Below are 26103 nucleotides of genomic sequence, written 5' to 3' on the forward strand. Positions count from 1 at the left end.
GATACGTCCGACAGGACGCATCCGGGCTCACCGGGCGGGACGAACTACTCGGCGGCCGGGCGGGTCCGCTTGGTGGCCCGGGGCAGCTTGGCCGACGGGGTGGCGGCCGGCTTGGCGGCGGCCTTGGTGGCCCGGGTCGTCGCCTTCTTCGCGGCGGCCGGCTTGGCCTCCAGCACCTCGGCCACCTCGGCCGGGGTCGGCACCTCGGCGGGCGCGGCCGACGTCTCGGCGGCCACGGCCGGCGTCGCCGTCTCGGCGGTCACGGCCGGCGTCGCCGTCTCGGCGGTCACGGCCGGCGTCGCCGTCTCGGCGGTCACGGCCGGCGTCGCCGCCTCGGCGGCGGGCCGGACGGCAGCCGGCTTCGCGCCGGTCTCGACCGGCTCGGTGTCGGCCTCGGTCGCCTCGATGTCGGCGTTCACGGTCTCGGCGGCCTCCAGCACGCCGGCCCCGACGACCCGCTCACCACGGGCGATCAGCGCGACGTACGCGGCCTGCGCCCGCTCCTGCGCAGCCTGGGCGCCGGCGACCACCACGGCGGCGTTGCGGGTGGCCAGCGCCCGGAGCCGGTCCAGGTCGGCCACCTCGCGCAGCTTGTCGAGGTCGGCCACCTCGCGCAGCTTGTTGAGGTCGGCGGCCTCACGCAGGCGCTTCAGGTCCAGCTCGGTCGGGACGGCCTTCTCGCGCAGGCCCTCGGCGGTCAGGTTCGCCGTACGCAGGGTGTCGTTGGCCTTCTGCCGCAGCTCGACGCCGGTGACGACGGCCTTGCCACCCAGGTCGGCGACGACCTTGCTGCCCAGGTCGGTCACGACGGCGGGGAGCTTGCGCAGTTGCTGGAGGGCCAGCTCGCCGGCGCCGGCGGCGGCGTAGATCGGGGCCGGGATGCGGCTGGTCTTCGGCTGGGTCATCACTTCTCCTCTTCGGCCGCGTCGGCGGCCTTCCGGACCGCGCTGCGGGCGGCCTTCTTCTCGGGGGTGTCGGTCGGAGCGGGGGCGGGGCCGGCCTCGGTGACGGCGACCGACTCCAGAACAGCCTCGGTCGGGGTGCCCTCCGCCGTGGTGGGACCCGTGGCAGCGAGGTTGGCCAGGTCGGGCGCCGCCTCGACGGGATCCGGCGTGCCCGCGCCGGGGGCGGTCTCGGGTCCGGCGGCGGGCGTCGCGCCGGTGGCCGCCGCGGTCGCCTCGGCGAGCCGCGCGTTCTCCCGGCGGAACGTCTCGTAGATCTGGGTCAGCGACTGCTTCTGCGCCATCGTCAGGTCGGGGTCGACCGAGATGGCCGCGAGCACGCCCTGGCCCTCCTTGTCGTCGAGCAGCCCGGCCCGCAGGTACATCGCCGGGGTGGAGACCCGCAGCGCGCTGGCGAGCTGCTGGAGCACCTCCGCGCTCGGCTTGCGCAGGCCGCGCTCGATCTGACTGAGGTACGGGTTGCTGACCCCCGCCTGCTCGGCGAGCTGCCTGAGCGAGATCTTCGCGTTGCGGCGCAGATCGCGAATGAACCCGCCGACGTCGGGAAGGTCCTTACCAGTGGCCATGGCTCGACGCTAACGCGCCCCGCTAGCTCCTGCAAGCAAAGTGCTAACCAGAGTTAGCGACGTCTCACTTCGCGGTTGCGTCCCGGTCTCCCCGGTGCGTACCTTGCCGCAGTGACCAAGATCGAGGTGAACGGCGCCCTGCTCGCGTACGACGACACCGGCAGCGGCACGCCCGTCGTCCTGCTGCACGCCGGCATCGCCGACCGCCGGATGTGGCGGGAGCAGGTCGGCCCGCTGGCCGCGCGCCACCGGGTGATCGCCCTCGACCTGCGCGGGTACGGCGAATCCGAGCTGCCGCCGACCCCGTTCGCCCACCACGACGACGTGGCCGGGCTGCTCGACGCGCTCGACCTCCCCCGGGCCGCCCTGGTGGGCTGCTCCTTCGGCGGCGCCGTCGCGATCGACACCGCGCTGGCCCACCCGGAGCGGGTCAGCGCGCTCGCCCTCCTCGGCTCCGCCGCCTCGGGCCACGAGTGGTCGGAGGAGGCGAACGACCTCTGGGAGAGCCTCGTGGGCGAGGTCGACCCGGAGGACTTCGCCGCGAGCGCCGCCGGCGAGGTGCGGTTCTGGGTGGTCGGCCCGGGCCGCGAGCCCGCCGACGTCGACCCGGCACTGCTCGCCTTCGCCCGCGAGATGGACCAGCGGGCGCTCGCCGCCGAGCTGGCGCTCAGCGCGGTCGACGTCGCCGAACTCGACCCGCCCGCGATCGGCCGCCTCGGTGAGCTGCGGATGCCCGTCCTGGTCGGCGCCGGCGCGGCCGACGTGCCCGACATCAGCCGCCTCGCCGACCGGATCGCCGCCGAGGCGCCGCACGCCGTCCGCCTGCCCGACGTGCCGGACGCCGGTCACCTGCTGCCGCTGGAGCGACCCGCCCCGGTCAACGCCGCCCTGCTCGACTTCCTGCCCTGACACCCGCCCCCTCGTTTCCTGCCCGGCACTCGCCCCCTCGTCGACGACGGTGCGGGGGTTTCGGGGCGGAGACCCCGATCACGGCGAGGTTCGGAAGTGGCGGGGCGTGTGAATCTGATGGACCGGTGCCGCAGGGAACACTGATACCTCTCGGGTATAAAAATGCCTGTGTGGTATCGCGGCCGGCACACCCTCCGCCACCACGTCCGCCGGCAGGCCCGCCCGCGCGACGAGCGGACTACACCAAACCCGGCGTCCTGCCGCGTCGCGGAGAACGCCGGCCCCGTCGTCGAGGTTTGGCGCAGCCGGGAGGTCCGCTGGCGAGGCGCGGATGTGGGTGGTGGCGAGCGGTGGAGGCGGCCCGCCGTGCCCCCAGCGTCCGGATGCAGGTGCCAGCCGATCTCGACGTCGGTCGGCGCCCAGGATCGTACGACCTCCCAGCGCGACTCGAGATCCAGCAGGAGGTCGGCGTCCTCGTCGCGCCAGGGGCGCAGCAGGAGGCGGTCGCTCGTGAAGGGGATAAATGGTTTGCACGGCCGCCGGGCTGGGAGTTTGACTGCCCGCCATGCCGCCTTCCCCCTCACCCGTCTTCGTTGCGGGTACGGGTCGTTCGGGAACGTCACGGCTCGCCGACATCATCGGCGAACATCCGCTGATCCACCGGATCCCCATGGAGACCAGGTTCCTCATCGACCCGGGTGGCCTGCGGGACCTGGCCGACGCGCTCACCGGTCGATACGACCCCACCGTCGGTGAGGACGCCCTGCACCGGCTGAGCGACTTCCTCACCGTACGGGTGCCCGGCCGGCGCGACGATCGCGGCAGGACCGTTCCCGAACTGGTCGGCGAGCGGTGCTACCGGGACGCGGTGGAACGACTCTGGCCGCAGTTGATCGCGTACACCTTCGACGAACCTGCGCCCGCGGAAGGCTTCGGCGACGCCGACCGTCCTGCCGGGCCGTTCGCGCCGCTGAGCCGCCGGCGGGTGGTTCCCAGATACTTCAGCGACCGCGCCGAGCTGCTCGGAATCCTGCGGGGCCTGGTCGACACCATCTTCGGCGGAGCAGCCGTCGACGCGGGCAAGCCGACCTGGTGCGAGAAGACGCCGTTCAACCTGCTGTGCATGGAGTTCCTCTGGGAACTGGTCCCCGAGGCGACCATCGTGCACATCAAGCGTCACCCGGTCTCAGTGCTCGCCTCCCACCTGGCCCAGCCGTGGGCGCCGCCCACCGTCGACGGTGCGCTCGCCTACCTCGCGCCGATCTACCACCGGTGGCTCACCTGGAAGGACACGGTCGACCTGACGGGCCGGCGATACGTCGAGGTGAAGGCGGAAGACCTCGCAGCCGACTGGCCCGGGCAGCGCCGCGCCCTGTTCGAGCGACTCGACGTCGACGACTTCGCCACCGCTTCGACGTTCCAGTCGCACAAGCTGACGAACCGGAACGACCAGTTCGACGACGAGACCCGCGAGTTCACCGAAGAAGCGCTGCGCGAGGTCATCCCGGCCATGGGATACGAGTGACGGCTCCGGCTCGGGCTACCAGAGGGAGCGGACGGCGCCGACCGGCAGCCCGCCGCCGAAGAGCGGCAGCTCGGCGTACTCGGTCAGCACCGGGGCGTCCAGCCCGAGCCGGCGCAGGGCGGAGACCAGCACCGGCATCCGGGCGCGGCCCGCACCGTCGTCGATCTTGAGGGCGACCGCCCCGACACCGGGCACCGCGGCGGCGATGACCCCCTCGGCGCCCACCTTGGCGAGCAGCCCGGGAACCCCGCGCATGAGCCGGCTGTCCTCGGCCCGCGTGCCGCCGACCAGGTCGGGGTGCGCGCGCATCGCGTCGGCCACCGTCCGCGGCACGGTGCCGGGCTCCGCCGAGACGAGCCGGAGGTACGCGCCGGCCAGGCCGGTCAGCGAGACGGCGAGCACCGGGGCGCCGCAGCCGTCCACCCCGACCGCCGCGGCCCGCTCACCGGTGAACTCCTCCACCGCGTCCCGCAGCGCCTGCTGCAACGGGTGCTCCGGGCGCCAGTAGCCGTCGAGCGGCCAGCCGGCGGCCAGGCAGGTCAGCAGCATCCCGCTGTGCTTGCCGGAGCAGTTCATCTGCGTACGGGTGGGGCCGCCGCCGGCCCGCAGCACGGCCGTCCGCGCCTCGTCGCCGACGGGCAGGTCCGGCGGGCAGTGCAGAGCCGACTCGTCCAGCCCGGCGCGGGCGAGCAGCGCGCCGACCCGGGCCAGGTGGAACTCCTCCCCGGCGTGGCTGGCCGAGACCAGCGCGACGTCGGCGGGATCGGCCAGCGTCAGCCCGGCGCGGAGCATCCCGACCGCCTGCATCGGCTTGTTCGACGAGCGCGGGAAGACCGGGAAGGTCACGTCCCCGGCACCGGTCATCGTCTGCCCCGAGGCGTCGAGCACCACCACCGAGCCCCGGTGCACGCCCTCCACGAACCCCGACCGGACCACCTCGGCGAGCGGCGCGCCGCCCTCGTACGTCTTTCCCACAGGGTGGACGGTACCGGCACCGTGGACCGCGCCCGGCACGCGGGTGAGCAGGCCGTCGAGCAGCCGGTGTACAGCAGCGCCGGCCGGGGTCGCCGCTTACCGGCCGGCGGCGGGCACGCCGAGCAGACCGCGCGCCTCGGCGGTGGTCAGCGGCGGCCGCTGGGCGAGCTGGGCGAAGCCGACCGCCCGGGCGACGAGCTGCATGTTGGACTCCACCGGGCGGCCCTTGGCGTAGGTCACCGTGTCCTCCATGCCGACCCGCAGGTGCCCGCCGGCCGAGAGCGAGGCCAGCATGACCGGGATGGTGCTGCGGCCGATGCCGGTGGCCGCGAAGGTGGTGCCCTCGGGCAGGTCGCGCAGCGCCTGGTGGGCGGCGACCAGCGCCGGGGTGGTGCCCGGCATGCCGCCCGGCACGCCCATCACGAAGTCGACGTGCACGTGCCCGCCGGCCGGCAGGCCGTACTTGCCGAGCAGCCGTTGCAGGGCGGTGAGGTGGCCGAGGTCGAAGATCTCGTACTCGGGCACGATGCCCCGCTCCTGCATCCGGGTGTGCAGGTCGACGATGAACTCCCAGCGGTTGAGGAAGACGTCGTCGCCGAAGTTGAGCGTGCCCATCGTGCAGGAGGCCATGTCGGGGCCCGCGTCGAGCACCGCGAGCCGGTCGGCCTCGGGATCGGTCACCGCGCCGCCGGAGGAGAGCTGCACGATCAGGTCGGTGCTCTCCCGCAGCGCCGTCACGGTCTCCCGCAGCCGCCCCTGGTCGAGGGTGGGCTTCGCCTCGTCGTCGCGGATGTGGACGTGGATCACGGCGGCGCCGAGCGCCTCGCACTCCTTGGCGGTGAGCAGCAGCTCGTCGAGAGTCACCGGCAGCGCCGGCACCTCGGCCTTTGCCGACTCCGCGCCGGTGGGGGCAACCGTGATCAACGTCCCTGTCGTCATGCCCGGATCCTAGACCGAGGCCGGCGAGCCAGTCGACCGGAACTTTTCCGGCCTCGGCGCCTCCGAGCAGAGAATCTTTCGCCGATGGGCGGTCAGACCGGATCGATCGCGGCGGCGGTCTCGCCGATGAGCAGGCGGGCGTCGTCGGCCACGTTGCGCTTGACCACGGCCAGGGCGACCTGGCCCAGCTCGTGGTGGTGCACGGCCGTGCCGACGAAGCCGACCGCCCGGCCGTCGAGGGTCACCGGCGTGCCGGCGGCCGGCGGCTGGTCGGTGGTCACGCCGTCCAGGTGCAGCAGTACGAGCCGACGCGGCGGCCGGCCCATGTTGTGCACCCGGGCCACGGTCTCCTGGCCCCGGTAGCAGCCCTTGTCCAGGTGCACGGCCGGGGCGACGAGGTCCACCTCGGCCGGGATCGTCCGGTGGTCGGTGTCCACCCCGACCCGGGCCCGCCGGGCGGCCACCCGCACCGCCTCGTACGCCCACAGCCCGGCGACCGGCACCCCGTCGCCCCGCAGCTGGGTGACCACCTGCTCCATCGCGGCCCGGGGCACCAGCAGGTCGACGCCGAGCGGGCCCCGGCGCGCCCAGCCGCCCACGGGCAGCGGGCGCACGTCGTACAGCGCGGTGGGCCGCGGCGGCAGCTCGCCGGCGCGGAACTTCGGACCCGGCACCGCGACCATGTCGGGCGCCGCCAGCCCGGTCACGCCGAGCGTCTCCGCCGCGGCCGGCGCCTCGGGCCCGACCAGCGACAGCAGCGCGTGCTCGGCGGTCACGTCGCGCGGCTCGACCTTGCTGAAGAACCGCATCCGCTCCAGGTACGCCAGCAGGCCCGCGGTGGCGCCCGGCTCGGTGTCGAGCCAGGTGGTGACGCCGTCCTCGGCGACCATGGCGTGCTGCTCGACGTGCCCATGCGGGGAGAGCACCAGCAGCTCCGTGCCCTGGCCTGCGCTGAGCTGCGCCAGGTGCTGGCTGGTGAGGGTGTGCAGCCAGCCGATCCGCTCCTCGCCCGGCACCGCGACGACGCCCCGGTGCGACCGGTCGACCAGGCCGACCGCCGTGTCGAGGGTGCGCTGCTCGCGCATCGGGTCGCCGTAGTGCGCCGCCACGCCCCGCACGCCGGCCGCCGCGTGCGCCGGTTCGGGCTGGTCCCGGCTGGCCTCGTCGATGCTCTCGACGCTCACCGCACCCGCGATGTCGATCATTTCCGGTCCCCGTTCTCGCAGCGGACGCAGACGCCGAAGAACGAGACGTGGCCGATGTCGACCCGGAACCCACGCTGGCTCGCCAACTCGTCGGCCAGCGGACGCAGCAGCTCCGGATCGATCTCGTCGATCGCCCCGCACTCCCGGCAGACGAGGTGGACGTGCTGGTCCTCGCCGGCCGCGTGATAGGTCGGCGAGCCGTGCGAGAGGTGGGTGTGGGTGACCAGGCCGAGCCGTTCCAGCAGCTCCAGCGTGCGGTAGATGGTGGTGATGTTGACCCCTGCGGCGACCTCCCGGACAGCTGTGTGCACCTGCTCCGGGGTGGCGTGCCCCAGCTCCAGCACGGCCTGGAGGATCAGCTGCCGTTGCGCCGTCAGCCGGAGCCCACGGGCCCGGAGCATTTCCGCGAGGGAGGATTCGGACACCGTCCGATCATAGTTCGCTCCGCCACGCCCGCAGCCCGGTCGACCGCCCGCCGCTAGGCTCGGCGGTCATGGTGGCGTCGAGGATCGCCGTACCGGGGCGCGGGCTGGTGCCGCCCGGGGAGCCGGTGCTGCGCGGCGACGACCTGGGCGTACTGCACGGCGACGGGCTCTTCGAGACGATGCACCTGCGCGCCGGGCTCCCGTGGCTGCGCGACGCGCACCTGGCCCGGCTGGCCCGGGCGGCGGCGGCCGTCGACCTCGCGCTGCCCGCCGCCGACGTGCTGGTCGGGCTGCTGGACGCCGTACGCGCCGGCTGGCCCGCCGAGGTGGAGGGGGCGCTGCGGCTGGTCTGCACCCGGGGCCCGGAGGGCGGCGGCCCGCCGACCGGCTACGCCACGCTGGCCGAGGTGCCGGCGGCTGCCCGGGCGGCCCGCCGCGACGGCGTCACCGTGGCGACCCTGCCGCTCGGCGTCGCGGCGCGGGCCCGCGCCGAACTCGACTGGTTGCCGACCGGGATCAAGTCGACCTCGTACGCGGTGAGCACCGCCGCCCGCCGGTGGGCCGCCCGCGCGGGCGTGGACGACGCGCTCTGGGTCTCCTCCGACGGGTACGCGCTGGAGGGGCCCACGGCCAACCTGGTCTGGCTGACCGGTGACGCCCTCCGCACGGTGCCCGCCGCCGGGACCGGCATCCTGCCGGGCGTGACCGCCGCCTGGCTCCTCGGGCACGCCCACGAGCTGGGCCTGCGCGCCGAGGAGCGCCTGGTCACCCCCGCCGAGCTGGCTGGTGCCGACGGCGTCTGGCTCAGCTCGTCCGTCCGCGGCCTGGTGGAGATCCGCGCCCTGGACGGCGTCCCGTTGCGCCGCTGCGCGCGTACGCCCGCCCTCCAGGCGTTCCTGGGCTTTCCCCGCCCGTGACCCGGCAGGGTCAGCCGGCCACCCGGGTGAGGCGCGCGGAGAGGTGCGGGGAGAGCGGGTGGCCGACCGCCGCCATCTCCTGCGCGTAGAGCAGGGCGCCCTCGACGATGCCGAAGAGGCGGTGACCGGCGGTGACCTCCTTGGCGGTCGACGTGCGGACCACCGCGTCGGTGACGAACTCGATCTGGGTGCCCTTGCGCTTGCCGATGTGCAGCTCCATCACCCCGGTGGGGACGGTCATCAGCGCTTCCAACTCGTCGGTGGCGCGGTCGCCGTCCATCACCGGCCGCCACCAGCCGACCTCACGGCCCGCCGGGCGGACCGGGCGGCTCTGCTCGTCGAGCAGCCAGGCGCGGGACTCGTAGAACAGGAACGGCCGGCCGTCGTGGCTGATCCGGATCTCCTGCGCGAAGTCGAAGTCTTCGATGGTGGGGAAGCCGCCGCGCCCCCGGCCGCGCCACACCCCGACGTACGGCAGCAGACCGTCCAGCGTGGGGTGCAGCTTCGGGCCGACGCGCAGGTCGTGGCTCTCCTCGTAGGGGTACGGGTCGACCGGCGGCGCGTTCAGCCACGGCGGCGGCTGCAGGGGGTTCTCGTCGCTCACCAGGCCTCCTTCGTTCGCGACTGCGGGGCTCGCAGACCCCGCTCACTCCTCGCGCTCACCAGCGTCCTCTCGATATGCGTACGGCCAGGTAGACCAGGCCACCGGCGAGCGCGCCCAGGCCGGCGACCAGCAGGCTGACGAACCCGATCTCGGTGACCATCGGGACCATCCTATGCTGGGCCCCATGGCCCGCTCTCTCGTGATCAAGGCCACCGCCGGCGCGGACGCCCCGGAGCGGTGCGCCCAGGCCTTCACCGTCGCCGCCACTGCGGCCGCCGCCGGGGTGCACGTGTCGCTCTGGCTGACCGGGGAGTCGACCTGGTTCGCGCTGCCCGGGCGGGCGCAGGAGTTCGAGCTGCCGCACTCGGCCCCGCTGGCCGAGCTGCTGCACGTGATCCTCACCACGGGCACGGTGACGGCCTGCACCCAGTGCGCCGCCCGGCGGGACATCGGGCCGGACGACGTGCTGCCCGGCGTCCGCATCGCCGGCGCCGCGGTCTTCGTCGAGGAGGCGATGGCCGAGGGCGCCCAGGCCCTGGTCTACTGACGGGCCACCCGCCGATACCGACCCGGCACGTCGGGCAAATGCCTACGATTCGGGTGTGACCGAGGCGACGGAGCGGTTCTTCGAATCACTGCCGGCGCGTGCCCCGGAGGTGCTGGTCAGTCCGGTCAGCGGGACGATGCAGATCGACCTCGCGCAGGGCACCCGGACGGTGCACTGGCTGGCCCACCTGCGACCGGGCGCGATCGAGGTGAGCCGCAACCGGGGGCCCGCCGACGCGATCTGGTACACCAGCGAGGAGCTGTTCGACAGGCTCGTCACCGGCCGGGCCCAGGCGATCTCGTCGGTGCTGCGCAACGAGAGCAGCTTCAGCGGCGACGTCGTGCTCTTTTTGCTGTTCCGGCGCTTCTTCCCCGACCCGCCCGGCACCCGCGACCCCCGCGAGGCCGCCCGCGCACAGCTCGGGCGGCTGCGGTGAAGGACCTGGTCAGCATCCTCGACGGCAACACCTTCCTGGTCAGCGACAAGTGCGGCGACGTCGAGCCGTCCCTCGACTTCCCGACCGGGCTCTTCTCGTTCGACACCCGGCACCTCTCCACCTGGCTGCTGACCCTCGACGGCGAGCGGTTGCACGCCCTCTCGGTGGACACCGCGGAGTCCTTCCGCACCCGCTTCTTCCTCGTTCCCGGCGAGCCGACGCACTACCTGGACGCCAAGGTCTCGGTGATCCGGAGCCGGGCCATCGGCGGCAGCTTCGAAGAGGAGCTGACCCTGCTCAACCACTCCGGGGAGGAGGCGGAGTTCGTCGTCCGCCTCGACATGGCATCCGACTTCGCGGACCTGTTCGAGATCAAGCACGTCCGGAGCAAGCAGGGCCACACCACCGCCACCGTCGGCGACAACGAGCTGCGGCTGGCCTACCGCCGCGAGGGGTTCCACCGCGAGACGGTCATCACCAGCAGTTCGCCCGCGCACGTCGAGGTCTCCGGAATGACCTACCGGATCCGGGTCGGCCCGCGCGGCGAGTGGACGACCCGGCTGCACGTGTCGACCGTCGTCTACGGCGCGCGCGGCGAGGACGTCCGGGCCAACCTGCCGCAGTACGGGGGCAGCCGCGACCCGGCCGCCATCCAGGCCGAGCAGGACGACCTGGTCGCCCGGGCACCGAAGCTCGGCTGCGACTGCGAGCCGCTGGCCGGGGCGTACCGGCAGAGCCTCAACGACCTGGCGGCGCTACGCTACGAGTCGATCACCCTCGGCGTACGCCTGATGGCCGCCGGCCTGCCGTGGTTCATGACCCTGTTCGGCCGGGACAGCATCATCACCTCGCTCCAGCTGGTGCCCTTCCTGCCGGAGCTGATCCCGCCGACCATCATGATGCTGGCCGGCCTCCAGGGGCACCGGATCGACGACTTCCGCGACGAGGAGCCGGGCAAGATCCTGCACGAGCTGCGCTACGGCGAGACGGCGGGCTTCGAGGAACAGCCCCACTCGCCGTACTACGGCTCGGCGGACTCGACGCCGCTGTTCGTCATCCTGCTCGACGAGTACGAGCGGTGGACCGGCGACGACAGGTTGGTGCGGGGACTGGAGGCCCAGACCCGGGCCGCCCTCGCCTGGATCGACACGTACGGGGACCTGCTCGGCACGGGCTACCTCTGGTACCAGACCCGCAACCCGGACACCGGGCTGGCGAACCAGTGCTGGAAGGACTCCTGGGACGCCATCTCGTACCGTGACGGCCGGCTCCCCGGCTTCCCGCGCGCCACCTGCGAACTCCAGGGCTACGTGTACGACGCGAAGGTGCGCGGCGCCCGGATGGCCCGGACGATCTGGGGCGACCCGGCGTACGCCGACCGGCTGGAGCGGGAGGCGGCCGAGCTGAAGATGCGGTTCAACCGGGACTTCTGGATCCCGGAGCGGGAGTACTACGCGCTCGCCCTGGACGCCGACGGCCGGCAGGTGGACGCCCTGACCTCGAACATCGGGCACCTGCTGTGGAGCGGCATCGTGGACGAGTCGCGGGCCGACCGGATCGCCGAGCACCTGTTGGGTCCCCGGCTCTACTCCGGCTGGGGCGTCCGTACGCTCGCCGACGACCAGGGGCGGTACAACCCCGTCGGCTACCACGTCGGGACGGTGTGGCCGTTCGACAACTCGATCATCGCCTGGGGGCTGTGGCGGTACGGGTTCCGCCGGGAGGCCGGGCAGATCTGCGACGCGATGCTGGCCGCGTCCCGGTTCTTCGGCGGACGGCTGCCGGAAGCCTTCGCCGGCTACGAACGCAGCCTCACCGACTACCCGGTGGAGTACCCCACGGCGTGCAGCCCACAGGCCTGGTCGGCGGGCACGCCGTTGCTGCTGCTCCGCGTGATGCTGGGGCTGGAGCCGCAGGGCGAGCACCTGATCATCGACCCCGCCGTGCCCGAGGGCATGGGGCGCGTCGAGCTGCTCGACATCCCGGGCCGCTGGGGCCACGTCGACGCCCTGGGCCGCAGCCGCACGCCGCACGACCATCCGCGCGGCTGACCGCCCGGGTCAGGCGGGGCAGCCGGTGGTGACCGAGACGACGACCAGGTCGCCCGAGAGGTCGGCGACGACGGTGACCGGGCCACGGCGGTAGGCGTACGCCTGCGGGTCGTCCAGCACCGGGAGTCGGGTGACGGGGGCCAGGGCGGCGGCCGGGGACGCGGGGGCCGGGACGCCGGCGGAGCGCACGGATCGGGCGGCGCCACCGCCGGGGCAGGGCGCGGTGACCACCCGTCCGGGGGCTTGACCGGCCGGGGCACCCAGGGCCCGGAGCGCCTCCCCGAGGGCGTCCGCCTCCGCACCGGCGGCATCGGCCGCGGGTACGTCGTAGCCGTCGCCCACCGGCCGGCAGCCGGTGTCGACCATGAGCCGGACCCGGCCGTCACCCGCGACCCCGCCGGAGACGGTGACGAACTCGCCCGCGTCGGCGCGCAACCGGGGGCCGTCCGAGGTGACCCGGACCCCGGCCCGCCAGTCCGCCGGCAGCCGGTCGGCGACCCGCTCCAGCAGCGTCGCCTCCCCGCCGGTCGCGACGAAGACGTCCACCCCCCGCGACAGCTCCGCGCCGTCGGCGAACGGGGTGACGCGGCAGCCCTGGTCGACCTCGGGCGGGGTCAGCACGGCGGTGTCGCCGGCCGCCGCTACGAGTGCGCCGACCGCGCGGTCGACGACCGGACCGGCCTCGGTCAGGGTGCGCTGCTCCCGGACCGTCGGCGGGTCGTTGCGTACCGACGTCCAGGTCAGCGCCGCCAGCAGCACCGCCCAGGCCACCGTGGCCGCGGCCAGCCAGGGCAGCCACCGTCGGGGGGACGCCGGCCGCCCGGGACCGGTGGGCGGGGCCTGCCCCGCCGCTTGCACGCCGTTCACGGGGCCATCGTGTCACGCCGCCCAGCCGCGGCCGGAAACGGTCGTGGCCCGCCACCTGCGAAGGGGACGGGCCACGAACCGAGGCGGGGCGGGGCGGGTCAGGAGGCGACCGTGACGGTGACCTCGTTGATGCCGCGCGCGGCGGTCACGGCGGTGTCGCCGTTGCCGTGCCGGGAGAGCGCCCGCAGGGTCCAGGAACCCGGCGCGGCGAAGAACCGGAACTGGCCGGCCGGTGAGGTCACCACCTCGGCGGTGAACTCACCGGTCGAGTCGAGCAGCCGGACGTACGCGCCCGGAACGGCCTCGCCCGCGTCGGACCGGACGACGCCGGTGATCACGGTCTCCTTCTCCAGGTCCAGGCTCGCGGGCAGCGGGGCGGCCTGGTCGGGAGCGGCGCAGCCGGCAGCGGTGGGTGCGGTCATGGCTCAGGCCTCCCCGGGCTCGTCGCCGAGCGCGACCGGCACGCCGACCAGCGAGCCGTACTCGGTCCAGGATCCGTCGTAGTTCTTCACGTTGCGGTGGCCGAGCAGCTCCTGGAGCACGAACCACGAGTGCGAGGAGCGCTCGCCGATCCGGCAGTACGCGATGGTCTCGCGGCTGTCGTCCAGCCCCGCGTCGGCGTAGATCTTGCGCAGTTCGTCGTCCGACTTGAAGGTGCCGTCCTCGTTGGCCGCCTTGGACCACGGCACGCTGATCGCCGTGGGGATGTGACCGGCCCGCTGGGCCTGCTCCTGCGGCAGGTGGGCGGGAGCGAGCAGCCGGCCGGCGAACTCGTCGGGGCTGCGCACGTCGACCAGGTTCTTGGTGCCGATGGCGGCCACCACCTCGTCGCGGAAGGCCCGGATCGAGGTGTCCGGCTCCTGCGCCACGTACTGCGTCGCGGGGCGGCTCACCGCGTCGCGGACCAGCGGGCGGGCGTCCAGCTCCCACTTCTTGCGGCCGCCGTCGAGCAGCTTCACGTCACGGTGGCCGTAGAGCTTGAAGTACCAGTACGCGTACGCGGCGAACCAGTTGTTGTTGCCGCCGTAGAGGATGACGGTGTCGTCGTTGCTGATGCCCCGCTCGGAGAGCAGCGCCTCGAACTGGCTCTTGTTGACGAAGTCCCGGCGCACCTGGTCCTGGAGGTCGGTCTTCCAGTCCAGCTTGATCGCGCCGGCGATGTGGCCGGTGTCGTAGGCCGAGGTGTCCTCGTCGACCTCGACGAAGACGACGCCCGGGGCGTCGAGGTTCTTCTCGGCCCATTCGGCCGAGACGAGTGCGGTGTCGCGACTCATCAGATCACTCCCTGGTGAGGATGAATGGTGACCAGCACGGGGCATCGAAAGTCGTGACGATCGCACCACGCGCAGGATCCACCGTATGGACGGATCACGGGTTCGTGCGACGGCGCCGCTGCCGGGCGTTGAGAGAGAGCACGGGAGAAGAAAAGGCTCCTGCGTGCCGGTGGCCGCTAGGCGGCCGAGGACAGCCCCGCCGTCAGATGACGGGGCGACACAGGCAGGTGGCCACGCGGCACAGGTCGACCGCGCGCCGTTTGGTGAGGAGCGTCCCCATGAGCAGGGAGCCTACCAGCCGGGCGCGTGGACACCAGGGGGCCGACCAGCATCCGGGACGTGCCCGAGCGGGCACCCGCCACGCGCGCCCGGCGGCGCCGGGCCCCGGGAAGGGGCGCCGCCCGGGACCGCCGTCGGGCGCGGCCGGGATCAGCCGGTGGCGGAGTTGATCGGTACGTTCCTGGCGTCCGCGGTGACGGCCAGCCCCTCGGGCAGCGGCCGGACCTCCCGGACGGCGAGCTGGAACGGCAGCTCGGGCAGGGGCACGTCGATGGAGATGCCGCGCGCGTAGTTGTTCAGCAGCGTCCGGGCCAGCGGCAGGTTCGGCAGGCCGTCGGCGTTCAGGTCGTTGAAGCGCAGCGCCACCTGCCCCTCCTTGCCGACCGTGATGTCGGCCGTGCCGGTCACGGTGAGGCGCTGACCGAGGATGTCGACCGGGGCGGTGACGGCCAGCCGGCCGTTCTGCTCGCCGAGGGTCAGCCCCGGCCGGTCGAGCAGCTTGGCGAGGCTGTCGTAGCTGATGGTGCCCGTCCCGTCGACCGTCTCGGCGACCACGTCGCCCTGGCCGGAACGGATGGTGTCGAGCGAGGCGCGCACGTTGCGGGCGTCCACGTCGAGCTTCGGCAGCGCGACCGCGTCGCCCCGCACCGAGCCCTGCACGTCGCGCAGCGCGATGGAGATGCGCTCGTAGCGGCCGTCGAGCACCTGAGTGAGGAACGGGACGCCGCCGACCTCCACCTCGGGCGGCGAGGACTGCGCGCCCTGCTTGGCGATCTCCTGGCGGACCTGGTCGGCGATGGCCCGCTCGGCCACCCCGACGGCGACCCGGTCGGCCACCACGATCAGGCCGCCCAGGACCAGCAGCAGCACGACGAGGGTGATGAGCACCTTGCGCCCGCGTCGCCGGGGCCGCTCCTCGTACGGGTCGTCGTGCGCCACGCCGCCTCCTGTCGTCAGTGTCGAGGGTGCCGCGAAGCGGCCCACCGGTGGTACCCGAACCGCGAAATCCTCAATCGCCGCGTCAGAGAACGAGCTTGCACATGGCGTACGCGGCCGGCGCGGCCAGGGCGAAGCCGCCGAGCGGCCCCTGCATGTGCCGGGCCACCCACATGGTCGGCGGCTCCCCGGCCATCAGCCGGCCCGCCTCGGCGTAGCCGACGGCCAGGTCCGCCAGCACGGCGGCGACCGCCGCGACCAGCCCGATGATGGCGGCCCGGGTGGGGGTGAAGGGCGTCACGAGGTAGCTGCCGAGGAGGGCGCTGACCAGCGTGCCGACCATGGCGCCGGCGACCACGCCGGCCGCGCCCCGGGGCACCTGCGGGGCCAGCCGTGGCCACGGCGCCACCGCGTCGGTCAGCCGGGCGACGGTCAGCGCGACCGCGCTGGCGGTGAGGCACACCGTGATGGCCTGGGTGCCCGCCGGGATCCGGCTGAGCACGATCAGGGTGGCGAAGGCGACGACGCCGACCACGATCAGCAGGGTGCTGCCGAGCGAGTCGGTCACCCGCACCCGGTCGACCCGCCGCACGAGCTGGCCGAGCACCCCGAGGGCGAAGCCGCCCGCCGCGACGTAGCCCAGCGGGGCCAGGCCGGCGACGTCGGTCTGCACGGCCGCGGTGTCGGCCGCGACCGCGGCGCCGACGCTGACGGCGGCCACCAGCAGCAGCGCGGGCGGCCGCATGGCCATCGTCCAGGCGAGCACGAAGAGCAGCTGCACGCCGAAGATGACGAACGCGAAGGGCAGCCGGTGCCCCGGGCCGGAGGTCTGCGCCCCGAGCACCAGCCCCACCCCGAGCAGGGTGGCGAACCCGGCGACGGTCAGGGCGAGCGGGCGGCGCACCTCGACCGGCTCGATCGGCTCCTCGTCCGGTTCGTCGTCCGGCTCGTCGTCGGGCCGACGGGCCGGCTCGCCGGGCCGCCGGGCGCGGCGCGGTCCGCCGCGCTCCCGGCGCTCACCGTCGTCGTCGGGTGCCGGCCCGGTGCGCGGCGCCGGCGGCTGGCCGCGGGAGGGGCCGGACGGCCCGGGGCGGGGGGCGTCGGGCCACTGGTCGCGGCCGGTCTCGGGCGAGCTGGAGGGAAACACGCCCCGATCGTGCCAGACCCGCCGGCCCACGCGGGGACCACGGTTTCGGCAACGTTAAAACCTGTGGCACGATCACGGGCAAGCCGGGCAAACAGGAAGTGACGCGGAGGTCCGGCCGAGGCGATCGGTTACGCTCAAGCCGCTACCCGCCCGTCAGCGACGCCGGGACCCACGCAAGTTCATCAGCGCCACACCCCGCCAGGAGTGCGCTGGTCGCGCGCGGCCGACGGCCGCCGGGACGGAGGTGATCGTGGAGATCCTGCTGCTGGTGACCGCACGCGCAGGCGAACCGTCCGCAGTGCTGCCGGCGCTCGACCTGCTGCCGCACTCGGTCCGTACCGCGCCCCGCGACGTCCGCACCCTGGTCGCCGGCCCCAGTCCGGACGCGGTGCTGGTCGACGCCCGCTCCGAGCTGAGCGAGGCCCGGGCCACCTGCCGGATGCTGCACGCCACCGGCCTCGGGGTGCCGCTGGTCGCGGTGGTCACCGAGGCCGGCCTGATCGCGCTCAACGCCGACTGGGGCGTCGACGACGTCATCCTCGCCGGCGCCGGCCCGGCCGAGGTGGAGGCCCGGCTGCGGCTCGCCGTCGGGCGGCTGAGCAACGCCACCTCCGGGGCGGGCGGCTCGATCCGCGCCGGCGAGCTGACGATCGACCCGGACACCTACGCCGCGAAGCTCAAGGGCCGCCCGCTCGACCTCACCTACAAGGAGTTCGAGCTGCTGAAGTTCCTGGCCCAGCACCCGGGCCGGGTGTTCACCCGCGACCAGCTCCTGCGCGAGGTGTGGGGCTACGACTACTTCGGCGGCACCCGCACGGTCGACGTGCACGTCCGACGGCTGCGGGCCAAGCTCGGCTCCGAGTACGAGTCGATGATCGGCACGGTGCGGCAGGTGGGCTACAAGTTCGTCGTACCACCCTCGCGGTCGCTGCCGGAGAGCGAGCACGCGCCCCTGCCGGTCTGACTTCCCGCCCCTTCGGGGACTGTTCCGCATATGCCCCTTTTGCGCAGCTCGTCGGTTCTATTCTGACTGCCGGGTTTGCAACTTACAAGGGGGCGACGGGGTGCGCATCGACCACGGGGGCGGCGGCGGATCGGCACGGACGGGCCAACCCTTCCGGGACGCCCGGGCGGCGCGCACCATCGGTCTGGCCGCGGTGGTGGTCGCCGCGCTGCTCGGCTCCGCGTACGCCCTCGGGCGCAGCCTGGTCCCCGACCCGCCGGCGTCCCGGTCCAGCGTGACCACCAGCGCCACCGGCCCGCACTACGCCGACCAGCCCCCGGTGGACGACGCCCCCCGCCGCACGCCGCAGGGCACCCCGGACACCAGCCCGGCGGAGGCCGGCCAGGACGGCGGCACCGGCCCCGACGCGCCGACGCCGTCGGGCCCGACGGACGGGCCGTTCGGCACGCAGACCACCAGCGGCACCGCGCTGGTCGCGCTGACCTTCGACGACGGGCCGGACCCGCAGTACACCCCGCAGGTGCTCGCCCTGCTCCGCGAGCACCAGGTACGGGCCACCTTCTGCGTGGTCGGCGAGAACGCGCAGCGCCACCCGGACCTGATCCGGGCCATCGCGGCCGACGGCCACACCCTGTGCAACCACAGCTGGAACCACGACGTCACCCTCGGCCGACGATCGCCCGCCGCCATCCGGACGGACCTGCTGCGCACCAGCGACGCGATCCGGACGGCCGTGCCCGACGCGCCGATCGCGTACTACCGGCAGCCCGGCGGCGCCTGGACGGGGCAGGTGGTCTCGGTGGCCCAGGAGCTCGGCATGACGCCGCTGCACTGGACGGTGGACCCCTCGGACTGGGCGGCTCCGGGCGCCGGGCGGATCGCGGCGACGGTCGTCGCGGGCGTCGTACCCGGATCGGTCGTGCTGCTGCACGACGCCGGCGGCGACCGACAGGGCACCGTGGACGCGTTGCACCGCATCCTGCCGGAGCTGACCAGCAGGTTCGAGGTGGAGGCGCTGCCCGACGGGGTGACGTGAGCCGGCCACGCGGACGTTCGTACGGCACGGGGCGCCGGGGACGTTCGCCGGGAGCACCCCGAGCCCGGCGGCGCCGCGGGCCGCCCCGACTACGGTGATCCCATGAGCAATCCCGAAGCGCGCAGCGGCCGGGTGACCCGGGCCGAGCGCCTCAGCCCCACGGAGATCGCCGACGTGACGACCCTCGCCCGGGCCGCCGGCGACGCGGACGGGGCGGACCCGTTCGACGAGCACGTCCTGCTGCGCCTGCGCGACCCGGACGCGCCGGCGGTGCACCTGACCGCCCACGCGGACGACGGCACACTGGCCGGCTACGCGCACCTGGACACCACCGACGCGGCCGCCGGGGTCGGCGTCGAACTGGTGGTGCACCCGGCCCATCGGCGGCGCGGCACGGGGCGGGCGCTGGCCCGGGGCGTCCTGGCAGCGGCCGACGGCCCGCTGCGGGTCTGGGCGCACGGCGACCACCCCTCGGCCGCCGCGCTCGCCGTCGACCTGGGGCTGCGCCGGGCCCGGGTGCTCTGGCAGCTGCGCCGGCCGTTGACCGCCCCGATCCCGGAGCACCCGCTGCCGGACGGGGTGACGCTGCGCGCGTTCCGACCCGGCGCCGACGACGAGGAATGGCTGGCGCTCAACGCGCGGGCCTTCGCCGAGCACCCCGAGCAGGGTCGCTGGTCCCCCGCCGACCTGCGCGTACGCCTCGACGAGCCGTGGTTCGACCCGGAGGGCTTCCTGCTCGCCGTCGACGGGGCGACCGGCCGGCTGCTCGGCTTCCACTGGACGAAGGTCCACGAGCGACCCGGCTCGGCCCGCACCGGCGAGGTCTACGTCCTCGGGGTAGACCCGTCGGCGCACCGGGGCGGGCTGGGCCGGGCGCTGACCGCGGCCGGCCTGGCGTACCTGCGGGAACGGCGTGACCTGGACCGGGTCATGCTCTACGTCGACGAGTCGAACACCGCGGCGGTCGCGCTCTACGAGCGGCTCGGCTTCGCCCGCTGGTCGGCGCACGTGAACTACCAGTCGGCCTGACGTCCATGGGGCCCGGGCCGCGGCGGCCCGGGCCCTCGCGCGCCACCTCGGAGCGCGTCACGCGCCGCTCCGCGCACGCCCACCCGAGCCCGGGCCCGGCTCGCACCGCCCACAGGGTCACCATCGGTGACGGCGGTGTGCCCGCGAGATGACGCCCTACCAGGAAAATCCGCATACTTCCGACAGTGGCAGCTGAGTTCACTTAACGGACAACCCGCCCTCAGCGAGCGGTCATCTGCACTGCCGCACCTGTTCACTCCCCGTTCACTTCCGACCGGCGAACCGGCTACCTGGCGCTCCTAACTTTTGGATCAGCCGGTCAGCGCCGGCACCCCGGGCCCCAATCCGGGTGCGAAGTCAGACGTGAAGGGAAACCCCTCAGGTGAAGCTCCAGCGGCACGGCACTCTCGCCTGCCTCGCTCTTACCGCGACGCTCGCTCTCAGCGCATGCGGCTCGGACAACAACGAGCCCGCGAGCAGCGCCTCCGCCTCCGGGTCGGCCGCCGCCGCCGACTGCGCCACCGGCACGCTGAACGCCCAGGGCTCGTCGGCGCAGAAGAACGCGATGGCCGAGTGGATCAAGGCGTACCAGCAGAAGTGCTCCGGCACCACGATCAACTACGAGCCGTCCGGCTCGGGTGCCGGCATCCAGGCCTTCATCGCGGGCACCGCCGACTTCGCCGGCTCGGACTCCGCCCTCAAGGAGGCGGAGCAGCCGCAGGCCGACGCCAAGTGCGTCGGCGGCAAGGCCATCCACCTGCCGATGGTGATCGGGCCGGTCGCTGTCGCCTACAACGTGAACGGCGTGGACAACCTTCAGCTCAAGCCGGCCACCCTGGCCAAGATCTTCGCAGGCAAGATCACCAAGTGGGACGACCCGGCGATCAAGGCCGACAACCCGGACGCCAAGCTTCCCGCCACGGCGATCCAGACCGCGCACCGGTCGGACTCCTCCGGCACCACGGACAACTTCACGGACTTCCTCTCCAAGACCGCCGAGGCCGACTGGACCTTCGGCAAGGCAAAGGAGTGGAAGGCCCCCGGCGGTACCGCGGGCAAGGGCAACGACGGCGTCACCAGCGTCATCAAGGGCGCCGACGGCACCATCGGCTACGTCGAGTTGTCCTTCGCCGAGAACGCCGGCCTGAAGATGGCCAAGATCGGTAACGGCGCCGGCGAGTTCGCCGAGCTGACCCTGGAGAACGCCGGCAAGGCCATCGCCGGCGCCGAGATCACCGGCACGGGCGACGACCTCAAGATGAAGATCGACTACAACACCAAGGAGGCCGGGGCCTACCCGATCGTCCTGGTGACCTACGAGATCGTCTGCTCCAAGGGCCTCGCCGCCGACAAGCTCCCGCTGGTCAAGAGCTTCCTCGGCTACACCGCCAGCACCGAGGGCCAGAAGGTGCTCAGCGACATCGGCTACGCCCCGCTGCCCGAGTCGGTCCGCGCCAAGGTCGAGACGGCGGCGAAGAACATCGCCTGACTCCCACCCACCACCATCACCACCAACCCCGAAGCGAGCGAGCAGATGGGTGAGACCCCTACCCGCTCGGCCGACGCCGGCACCGGCGGGACCAGCGTGACCCAGAGTCACGACGGGCCCGCCGGTGCCTCGGCGCGTATGGCCGAGGCACCAGTCAGCACCCGAAACCCGGGCGGAGCCGGGCTGGGCGGCGGCGGCGCGCTGCCGCGGGCCCGGGCGTTCGGCGCCGAACGGGCCTTCCGCGGCCTCACTCTGGCCGCCGGCACGGCCGTCCTGGTCATCATCGCGGCGATCTCGTTCTTCCTGGTCGCCAAGGCGGTGCCGGCGCTGCGGGCCAACACCGAGAGCTTCTGGACCTTCGAGGGCTGGTTTCCGAACGACCCCGAGCCGAAGTTCGGCATCGGGGCCCTCGCCTTCGGCACCGTGCTCAGCTCTGCCCTGGCCCTGCTGATCGCGGTCCCGGTGGCGCTGGGAATCGCGCTCTACCTGTCCCACTACGCGCCGCGCCGGATCGGCACCACGCTGGGCTTCCTGATCGACCTGCTCGCGGCCGTACCGAGCGTGGTCTTCGGCCTCTGGGGCCGCGACGTATTCATCAATCCGGTACGGGACTTCTCCGCCTGGCTCAACACGTACTTCGGCTGGATCCCGATCTTCGGCGGTGACGGCCCGTTCGGCCGGTCCATCCTGCTCGGCGCGCTGGTGCTGGCGATCATGATCCTGCCGATCATCACCTCGCTCTCCCGCGAGGTGTTCATGCAGACCCCGACCGCCAACGAGGAAGCCGCACTCGCCCTCGGCGCCACCCGCTGGGAGATGCTCCGCACCGCCGTCCTGCCGTACGGGCGCCCCGGCATCATCGCCGCGGTGATGCTCGGCCTGGGCCGGGCGCTCGGCGAGACCATCGCCCTGGCGCTGACCCTCGGCGCGACCTTCAACATCTCGGTCAACCTCATCGAGAACGGTGGCAACACCATCGCCGCCAACATCGCCAACGCGTTCGGCGAGGCGAACGACACAGGACGGGGGGCGCTGATCGCCTCGGGTCTCGTGCTCTTCGCCATCACGCTGATCGTCAACATCACGGCGCGGGCGATCATCCACCGCCGCCGGGAGTTCACGGAGTCGGCCGCATGACCACAGTCGTTACGTCGCACCGGACCCGTCCGCCCGCGCAGCCGCCCACCCTCAAGGCGCGCCGGCTGCCGAGGTACGCCGCGCCGGCCATCGCGGCAGCCGCCCTGCTGGTCGCCGCCGCGTTCGTGTACGGCACCGGCACGGGCGGCCCGGTGCTGGTCGTGGTGGTCGCCGCGCTGCTCTACCTGGCCGGCCTGTTCGCCGCCGCCAACAAGGTCGAGGGGCGGCGGTCGGCCCGCAACCGCACCTGGAGCGCGCTCATCCACTCGGCGTTCGTACTGGCCGTCCTGCCGTTGGCCTCGGTGGTCTGGACCCTGGTCAGCAAGGGCGCCGAGCGGCTGGACGCCGACTTCTTCCTCACCTCGATGAACAACATCGGCGCGCGGGACCCGAACGGCGGCGCGTACCACGCGATCGTCGGCACGCTCCAGCAGGTCGGCATCGCCGCCCTGATCACCGTCCCGCTCGGCATCCTCTGCGCGATCTACATCGTCGAGTACGGCCGCGGCCGGTTCGCCGCCGCGATCCGGTTCTTCGTGGACGTGATGACGGGCATCCCGTCGATCGTCGCCGGCCTGTTCGTGCTGGCGTTCTGGGTGCTGATCGTCTCGCCGTGGTTCAACGACGGCCGGCCGAGCTTCTCGGGCTTCGCCGCCGCGCTCGCCCTGAGCGTGCTGATGCTGCCCACCGTGGTCCGCTCCACCGAGGAGATGCTGCGTCTCGTCCCGGCGCCGCTGCGCGAGGGGGCGTACGCCCTCGGCGTGCCGAAGTGGAAGACCATCCTGCGGGTCGTGCTGCCGACCGCGCTGCCGGGCATCGTCACCGGCGTCATGCTCGCCATCGCCCGCGCGGCCGGCGAGACCGCCCCGGTGCTGCTCGTCGCCGGCGGCGGCGCGGCGATCAACTTCAACCCGTTCGAGAACAACCAGTCGTCGCTGGCCCTCTTCGTCTACCAGCAGGCCGGTGACGCGTCCCGGTACGCGCCGGCGCGGGCGTGGACGGCGGCACTCACCCTGGTCGCCCTCGTGCTGATCCTGACCGTCGCGGCGAAGCTGCTGGCCCGTCGCAACCGGCTCGGCCGATGAACCCCGGAGGTACCACCACCATGGCCAAGCGCATCGAAGCCTCGAACGTCACCGCCTACTACGGCGCCTTCAAGGCCATCGAGAACATCAACCTGACGGTCGAGCCGAAGACGGTGACCGCCCTGATCGGCCCGTCCGGCTGCGGCAAGTCCACCTTCCTGCGGTCGATCAACCGGATGCACGAGGTGCTCCCCGGCGCCCGGGTCGAAGGCAGCCTCACCATCGACGACCAGGACATCTACGACCGGGACGTGGACGTCACCGCCGTCCGGCGCATGATCGGCATGGTCTTCCAGCGGCCGAACCCGTTCCCCACCATGAGCATCTTCGAGAACGTGGTGGCCGGGCTGCGGCTCAACGGGGTCCGCCGCAAGTCGATCCTGGAGGAGGCGGCCGAGAAGGCGCTGCGCTCGGCCAACCTCTGGGACGAGGTCAAGGACCGGCTGGGCAAGCCCGGCGCCGGCCTCTCCGGCGGTCAGCAGCAGCGGCTCTGCATCGCCCGGACCATCGCCGTCGAGCCGCAGGTGGTGCTGATGGACGAGCCCTGCTCGGCGCTCGACCCGATCTCCACGCTGGCCATCGAGGACCTGATGTTCCAGCTCAAGGACAAGTTCACCATCATCATCGTCACGCACAACATGCAGCAGGCCGCCCGCGTCTCGGACCGGACCGCTTTCTTCTCGATCGAGAAGACCGGCGACCCGGGCCGCCTCATCGAGTACGACAACACGCAGAAGATCTTCAGCAACCCCGGCGTGAAGAAGACCGAGGACTACATCACCGGCCGCTTCGGCTGACGCACGTCGAGCGGGCCTCCCCGCCGCGCTCGCACCGGGCCCGCTGCGGAGACCTCGGCGGAGGACGGCCCTTCCGGGGGTCGCCTTCCGGCCAAGGTCCGCAACGGTGCGGGTCAGGCCAGCACGAAGCGGGGCTCGCCGTCGTCGGGCTCGTCGAGCCGGGGCGTGACCGGGGTGGCCGCGTCCCGGGTCGCCGCCGCGCGGGCGACGCCGGCCAGGTCGCCGCCGGCCGCCACCTGGGACAGGCTCACCAGGGTGGGCGGGAGCATGGTCAGCTCGCCCGCCTCCGCCCGGGACAGCGCGTCCGCCGGGCGGACCCACAGGGTGTGGTCGGCCTCGCCGGAGACGTCCCGGGTCCGCTGCCCCTCCGGCAGCAGGGCCACGAAGAAGTACGTGTCGAAGCGGCGCGGCTCGAACTCCGGCGTGATCCACCGGCTCCACGGCAGCAGCAGGTCGGACCGGAGGGTGAGCCCGCGCCGGGCGAGCAGGTCGGCGAAGCCGCCCCGGCGCTGCTCCAGCGCCACCCGGTCGGCCTCCCAGTCGTCACCGCTCACGTCGCCGACCACGGTCTGCGCGTCGGGGCCGGCGAGCAGGACCCCGGCCTCCTCGAAGACCTCCCGGGCGGCGGCGCAGACGACCGCCTGGGCGGCCTCGGGGGTCAGCCCCAGGCGCTCACCCCACCCGGCCGGCGTCGGCCCGGCCCAGTCCAGGTGCGCCTGCGAGTCCGAGGGGTCGACCCCGCCGCCGGGGAAGGCGTACATCCCGCCGAACGCCATCGCGGCGACCCGCCGGATCAGGTAGACCTCGAAGCCGTCGCCGGCCGGACGGAGCAGCAGCACGGTGGCCGCGACCCGGGGCGCCGCCGGGGTGCCGCCCTCGGCGCGGAACCGGCGGGCGTGCGCCACGAGCGCCGGGGGTGCGGGGAAGCCGTCGGCGTCGATCGTCATGCGCCGAGCCTAGTTCCCGACGGGTGGATCGCCCGTGCCGCCGTCCGGTGACCTTCGCTAGCGTGGCCGGCATGACTCGTTGGGGCATCCTGGCCACCGGCCACATCGCCGCCCGTTTCGCCGAGGACCTGCGGCTGGTGCCGGGCGCCGAACTCGCGGCGGTCGGCTCGCGTACCGCCGAGAGCGCGCAGCGGTTCGCGGCCCGGCACGGCGTGCCGCGGGCGTACGCCTCCTGGGCGGAACTCGCCGCGGACGACGAACTGGACGTCGTCTACGTCGCCACCCCGCACGCCGCGCACCACGAGGCGGCCATGACCTGCCTCGCGGCCGGCCGGGCCGTGTTGCTGGAGAAGCCGTTCACCCTCGACCTGGCGACCAGCGTCGAGCTGGTCGACACCGCCCGCGCGGCCGGGGTCTTCCTCATGGAGGCCATGTGGATGCGGACCAACCCGCTCGTACGCCGGCTCTGTGACCTGGTCGCGGACGGCGCGATCGGCACGGTGACCGGCGTGCGGGCCGACTTCGGGGTGGCCGGGCCGTTCCCGCCGGAGCACCGGATGCGGGCCCGCACGCTCGGCGGCGGCGCCCTGCTCGACCTCGGCGTCTACCCGGTCAGCCTGGCCCACCTGCTGCTCGGCGTGCCCGACCACGTCCGGTCCTGGGCGAAGCTCAGCCCGGAGGGGGTGGACGAGAACACCGGCATCGTCCTGGGCTACGACTCGGGCGCCGTCGCCACGCTGAGCTGCGGCATGGTCGGGGCCACCGCGCTGGACGCCTCGATCACCGGCACCACCGGCCGGATCGACCTGCCCGAGCCGTTCTTCCGCCCCGGCTCCGCGACCCTGCACCGGGCCGGCGCCGAGCCGGAGACGATCACCGACGAGCTGGTCGGCGGCGGCTACCAGTACGAGGCCGCCGAGGTCCAGCGCTGCCTCGCCGAGGGCCTGTCGGAGAGCCCGCTGGTCCCCCACGCCACCACGCTGGAGGTGATGGCGCTGCTCGACGGGATCCGCGCCCAGATCGGCGTCGACTACTCCTGACGGGGAAGGGGCACC

The 26103-nt window shown here is 73.5% G+C and carries 29 protein-coding genes; 14 read left to right on the plus strand and 15 right to left on the minus strand.

Translation table 11 applies throughout. From position 1 onward, the window contains the following. Positions 1 to 44 precede the first annotated feature (44 nt). Together CLT72_RS18810 and CLT72_RS18815 are read right to left on the minus strand one after the other, a co-directional pair. On the minus strand, positions 45 to 905 hold the full coding sequence (locus CLT72_RS18810) for a ribonuclease E domain-containing protein (protein ID WP_486484280.1): 861 nt from the start codon (positions 903 to 905) through the stop codon (positions 45 to 47). Next, positions 905 to 1528, minus strand: a complete 624-nt coding sequence (locus tag CLT72_RS18815; RefSeq protein ID WP_101412918.1) for a helix-turn-helix domain-containing protein — start codon at positions 1526 to 1528, stop codon at positions 905 to 907. Before CLT72_RS18815 ends, CLT72_RS18810 begins: the two co-directional genes overlap by 1 nt. Before the next feature lie 111 nt (positions 1529 to 1639). Here CLT72_RS18815 and CLT72_RS18820 point away from each other — a divergent pair, with 111 nt between their 5' ends. Beyond that, positions 1640 to 2437, plus strand: a complete 798-nt coding sequence (locus tag CLT72_RS18820; RefSeq protein ID WP_199184598.1) for an alpha/beta fold hydrolase — start codon at positions 1640 to 1642, stop codon at positions 2435 to 2437. Positions 2438 to 3107: 670 nt separating this feature from the next. Continuing rightward, positions 3108 to 3962, plus strand: coding sequence for a sulfotransferase family protein (locus CLT72_RS18830; protein WP_101412921.1), 855 nt, complete (start codon positions 3108 to 3110; stop codon positions 3960 to 3962). Between the two features lie 15 nt (positions 3963 to 3977). Here the strand turns inward: CLT72_RS18830 and CLT72_RS18835 are convergent, their stop codons facing one another. The 4 genes from CLT72_RS18835 to CLT72_RS18850 form a co-directional block, all read right to left on the minus strand. After that, on the minus strand, positions 3978 to 4937 hold the full coding sequence (locus CLT72_RS18835) for an asparaginase (protein WP_101412922.1): 960 nt from the start codon (positions 4935 to 4937) through the stop codon (positions 3978 to 3980). A gap of 96 nt (positions 4938 to 5033) precedes the next feature. Beyond that, complete coding sequence (locus CLT72_RS18840) at positions 5034 to 5876, minus strand: beta-keto acid cleavage family enzyme (protein ID WP_101412923.1); 843 nt, start codon at positions 5874 to 5876, stop codon at positions 5034 to 5036. 92 nt (positions 5877 to 5968) lie between these two features. Beyond that, a complete protein-coding gene (gene ygfZ, locus CLT72_RS18845; protein ID WP_101412924.1) occupies positions 5969 to 7081 on the minus strand; it encodes a CAF17-like 4Fe-4S cluster assembly/insertion protein YgfZ in 1113 nt (370 codons plus the stop codon). Further along, the gene (locus CLT72_RS18850) at positions 7078 to 7506 is read right to left on the minus strand and encodes a Fur family transcriptional regulator (protein WP_101412925.1); all 429 of its coding nucleotides are present in this window, start codon (positions 7504 to 7506) and stop codon (positions 7078 to 7080) included. The genes ygfZ and CLT72_RS18850 overlap by 4 nt, the downstream gene beginning before the upstream one ends. Positions 7507 to 7574: 68 nt before the next feature. Between CLT72_RS18850 and CLT72_RS18855 the strand changes: the two genes are divergently transcribed. Next, positions 7575 to 8423 carry an aminotransferase class IV gene (locus tag CLT72_RS18855; protein ID WP_101412926.1) on the plus strand — a complete coding sequence of 283 codons (849 nt, stop codon included), beginning with the start codon at positions 7575 to 7577 and terminating at the stop codon, positions 8421 to 8423. 10 nt (positions 8424 to 8433) lie between these two features. Here the strand turns inward: CLT72_RS18855 and CLT72_RS18860 are convergent, their stop codons facing one another. Together CLT72_RS18860 and mtfM are read right to left on the minus strand one after the other, a co-directional pair. Beyond that, on the minus strand, positions 8434 to 9027 hold the full coding sequence (locus CLT72_RS18860; RefSeq protein WP_088998184.1) for a heme-binding beta-barrel domain-containing protein: 594 nt from the start codon (positions 9025 to 9027) through the stop codon (positions 8434 to 8436). Positions 9028 to 9082: 55 nt separating this feature from the next. Next, entirely contained in the window at positions 9083 to 9187 is a 105-nt protein-coding gene (gene mtfM / locus CLT72_RS32890; RefSeq protein WP_267897534.1) for a small membrane protein MtfM, read from the minus strand. A gap of 12 nt (positions 9188 to 9199) precedes the next feature. Here mtfM and CLT72_RS18865 point away from each other — a divergent pair, with 12 nt between their 5' ends. Genes CLT72_RS18865 through CLT72_RS18875 form a run of 3 tightly spaced genes read left to right on the plus strand, consistent with a single transcriptional unit; the run spans position 9200 to position 12061 of the window. Further along, positions 9200 to 9574, plus strand: coding sequence for a DsrE family protein (locus CLT72_RS18865; RefSeq protein WP_088998183.1), 375 nt, complete (start codon positions 9200 to 9202; stop codon positions 9572 to 9574). A 55-nt stretch (positions 9575 to 9629) separates the two neighbouring features. Continuing rightward, positions 9630 to 10010, plus strand: coding sequence for an SCP2 sterol-binding domain-containing protein (locus CLT72_RS18870; RefSeq protein ID WP_101412927.1), 381 nt, complete (start codon positions 9630 to 9632; stop codon positions 10008 to 10010). Continuing rightward, positions 10007 to 12061: an amylo-alpha-1,6-glucosidase gene (locus tag CLT72_RS18875; RefSeq protein WP_101412928.1), complete on the plus strand. Its 2055-nt coding sequence runs from the start codon at positions 10007 to 10009 to the stop codon at positions 12059 to 12061. Before CLT72_RS18870 ends, CLT72_RS18875 begins: the two co-directional genes overlap by 4 nt. A gap of 9 nt (positions 12062 to 12070) precedes the next feature. Here CLT72_RS18875 and CLT72_RS18880 read toward each other — a convergent pair whose 3' ends face one another. From CLT72_RS18880 to CLT72_RS18900, 6 genes are all read right to left on the minus strand, one after another. Next, positions 12071 to 12928, minus strand: a complete 858-nt coding sequence (locus tag CLT72_RS18880; RefSeq protein ID WP_101412929.1) for a hypothetical protein — start codon at positions 12926 to 12928, stop codon at positions 12071 to 12073. Between the two features lie 98 nt (positions 12929 to 13026). Continuing rightward, the gene (locus tag CLT72_RS18885; protein WP_088998179.1) at positions 13027 to 13350 is read right to left on the minus strand and encodes a DUF1416 domain-containing protein; all 324 of its coding nucleotides are present in this window, start codon (positions 13348 to 13350) and stop codon (positions 13027 to 13029) included. A gap of 3 nt (positions 13351 to 13353) precedes the next feature. After that, a complete protein-coding gene (locus CLT72_RS18890) occupies positions 13354 to 14202 on the minus strand; it encodes a sulfurtransferase (protein WP_088998178.1) in 849 nt (282 codons plus the stop codon). Positions 14203 to 14404: 202 nt separating this feature from the next. Further along, complete coding sequence (locus CLT72_RS32895; protein ID WP_311202345.1) at positions 14405 to 14482, minus strand: Ms5788A family Cys-rich leader peptide; 78 nt, start codon at positions 14480 to 14482, stop codon at positions 14405 to 14407. A gap of 149 nt (positions 14483 to 14631) precedes the next feature. Next, on the minus strand, positions 14632 to 15420 hold the full coding sequence (locus CLT72_RS18895) for an LmeA family phospholipid-binding protein (RefSeq protein WP_101412930.1): 789 nt from the start codon (positions 15418 to 15420) through the stop codon (positions 14632 to 14634). An 82-nt stretch (positions 15421 to 15502) separates the two neighbouring features. Further along, entirely contained in the window at positions 15503 to 16564 is a 1062-nt protein-coding gene (locus CLT72_RS18900; RefSeq protein WP_101415257.1) for a hypothetical protein, read from the minus strand. Between the two features lie 244 nt (positions 16565 to 16808). Between CLT72_RS18900 and CLT72_RS18905 the strand changes: the two genes are divergently transcribed. The 7 genes from CLT72_RS18905 to pstB all read left to right on the plus strand — a co-directional run bounded on the left by CLT72_RS18905 (position 16809) and on the right by pstB (position 24101). Then, positions 16809 to 17528, plus strand: a complete 720-nt coding sequence (locus CLT72_RS18905; protein ID WP_199184599.1) for a winged helix-turn-helix transcriptional regulator — start codon at positions 16809 to 16811, stop codon at positions 17526 to 17528. Positions 17529 to 17634: 106 nt separating this feature from the next. Next, positions 17635 to 18564, plus strand: coding sequence for a polysaccharide deacetylase family protein (locus CLT72_RS18910; protein ID WP_374208852.1), 930 nt, complete (start codon positions 17635 to 17637; stop codon positions 18562 to 18564). 102 nt (positions 18565 to 18666) lie between these two features. Next, a complete protein-coding gene (gene mshD / locus CLT72_RS18915) occupies positions 18667 to 19593 on the plus strand; it encodes a mycothiol synthase (protein WP_101412931.1) in 927 nt (308 codons plus the stop codon). Positions 19594 to 19975: 382 nt separating this feature from the next. Further along, positions 19976 to 21082, plus strand: a complete 1107-nt coding sequence (gene pstS, locus CLT72_RS18920; RefSeq protein ID WP_101412932.1) for a phosphate ABC transporter substrate-binding protein PstS — start codon at positions 19976 to 19978, stop codon at positions 21080 to 21082. Between the two features lie 45 nt (positions 21083 to 21127). Then, positions 21128 to 22219: a phosphate ABC transporter permease subunit PstC gene (gene pstC / locus CLT72_RS18925; protein ID WP_101412933.1), complete on the plus strand. Its 1092-nt coding sequence runs from the start codon at positions 21128 to 21130 to the stop codon at positions 22217 to 22219. Beyond that, positions 22216 to 23304 (plus strand): phosphate ABC transporter permease PstA, encoded by a 1089-nt coding sequence (pstA, locus tag CLT72_RS18930; protein ID WP_101412934.1) that lies wholly within the window; start codon positions 22216 to 22218, stop codon positions 23302 to 23304. The genes pstC and pstA overlap by 4 nt, the downstream gene beginning before the upstream one ends. A 20-nt stretch (positions 23305 to 23324) precedes the next feature. Next, complete coding sequence (gene pstB, locus CLT72_RS18935; protein ID WP_101412935.1) at positions 23325 to 24101, plus strand: phosphate ABC transporter ATP-binding protein PstB; 777 nt, start codon at positions 23325 to 23327, stop codon at positions 24099 to 24101. Positions 24102 to 24214: 113 nt separating this feature from the next. Here pstB and CLT72_RS18940 read toward each other — a convergent pair whose 3' ends face one another. Further along, positions 24215 to 25048 carry an NUDIX hydrolase gene (locus CLT72_RS18940; protein ID WP_088998170.1) on the minus strand — a complete coding sequence of 278 codons (834 nt, stop codon included), beginning with the start codon at positions 25046 to 25048 and terminating at the stop codon, positions 24215 to 24217. A gap of 71 nt (positions 25049 to 25119) precedes the next feature. On the opposite strand from CLT72_RS18940, the gene CLT72_RS18945 reads away from it, so the two are divergent. Beyond that, a complete protein-coding gene (locus CLT72_RS18945) occupies positions 25120 to 26088 on the plus strand; it encodes a Gfo/Idh/MocA family protein (protein WP_101415260.1) in 969 nt (322 codons plus the stop codon). Positions 26089 to 26103: the final 15 nt, after the last annotated feature.

It is taken from the genome of Micromonospora sp. CNZ309, assembly GCF_002846525.1.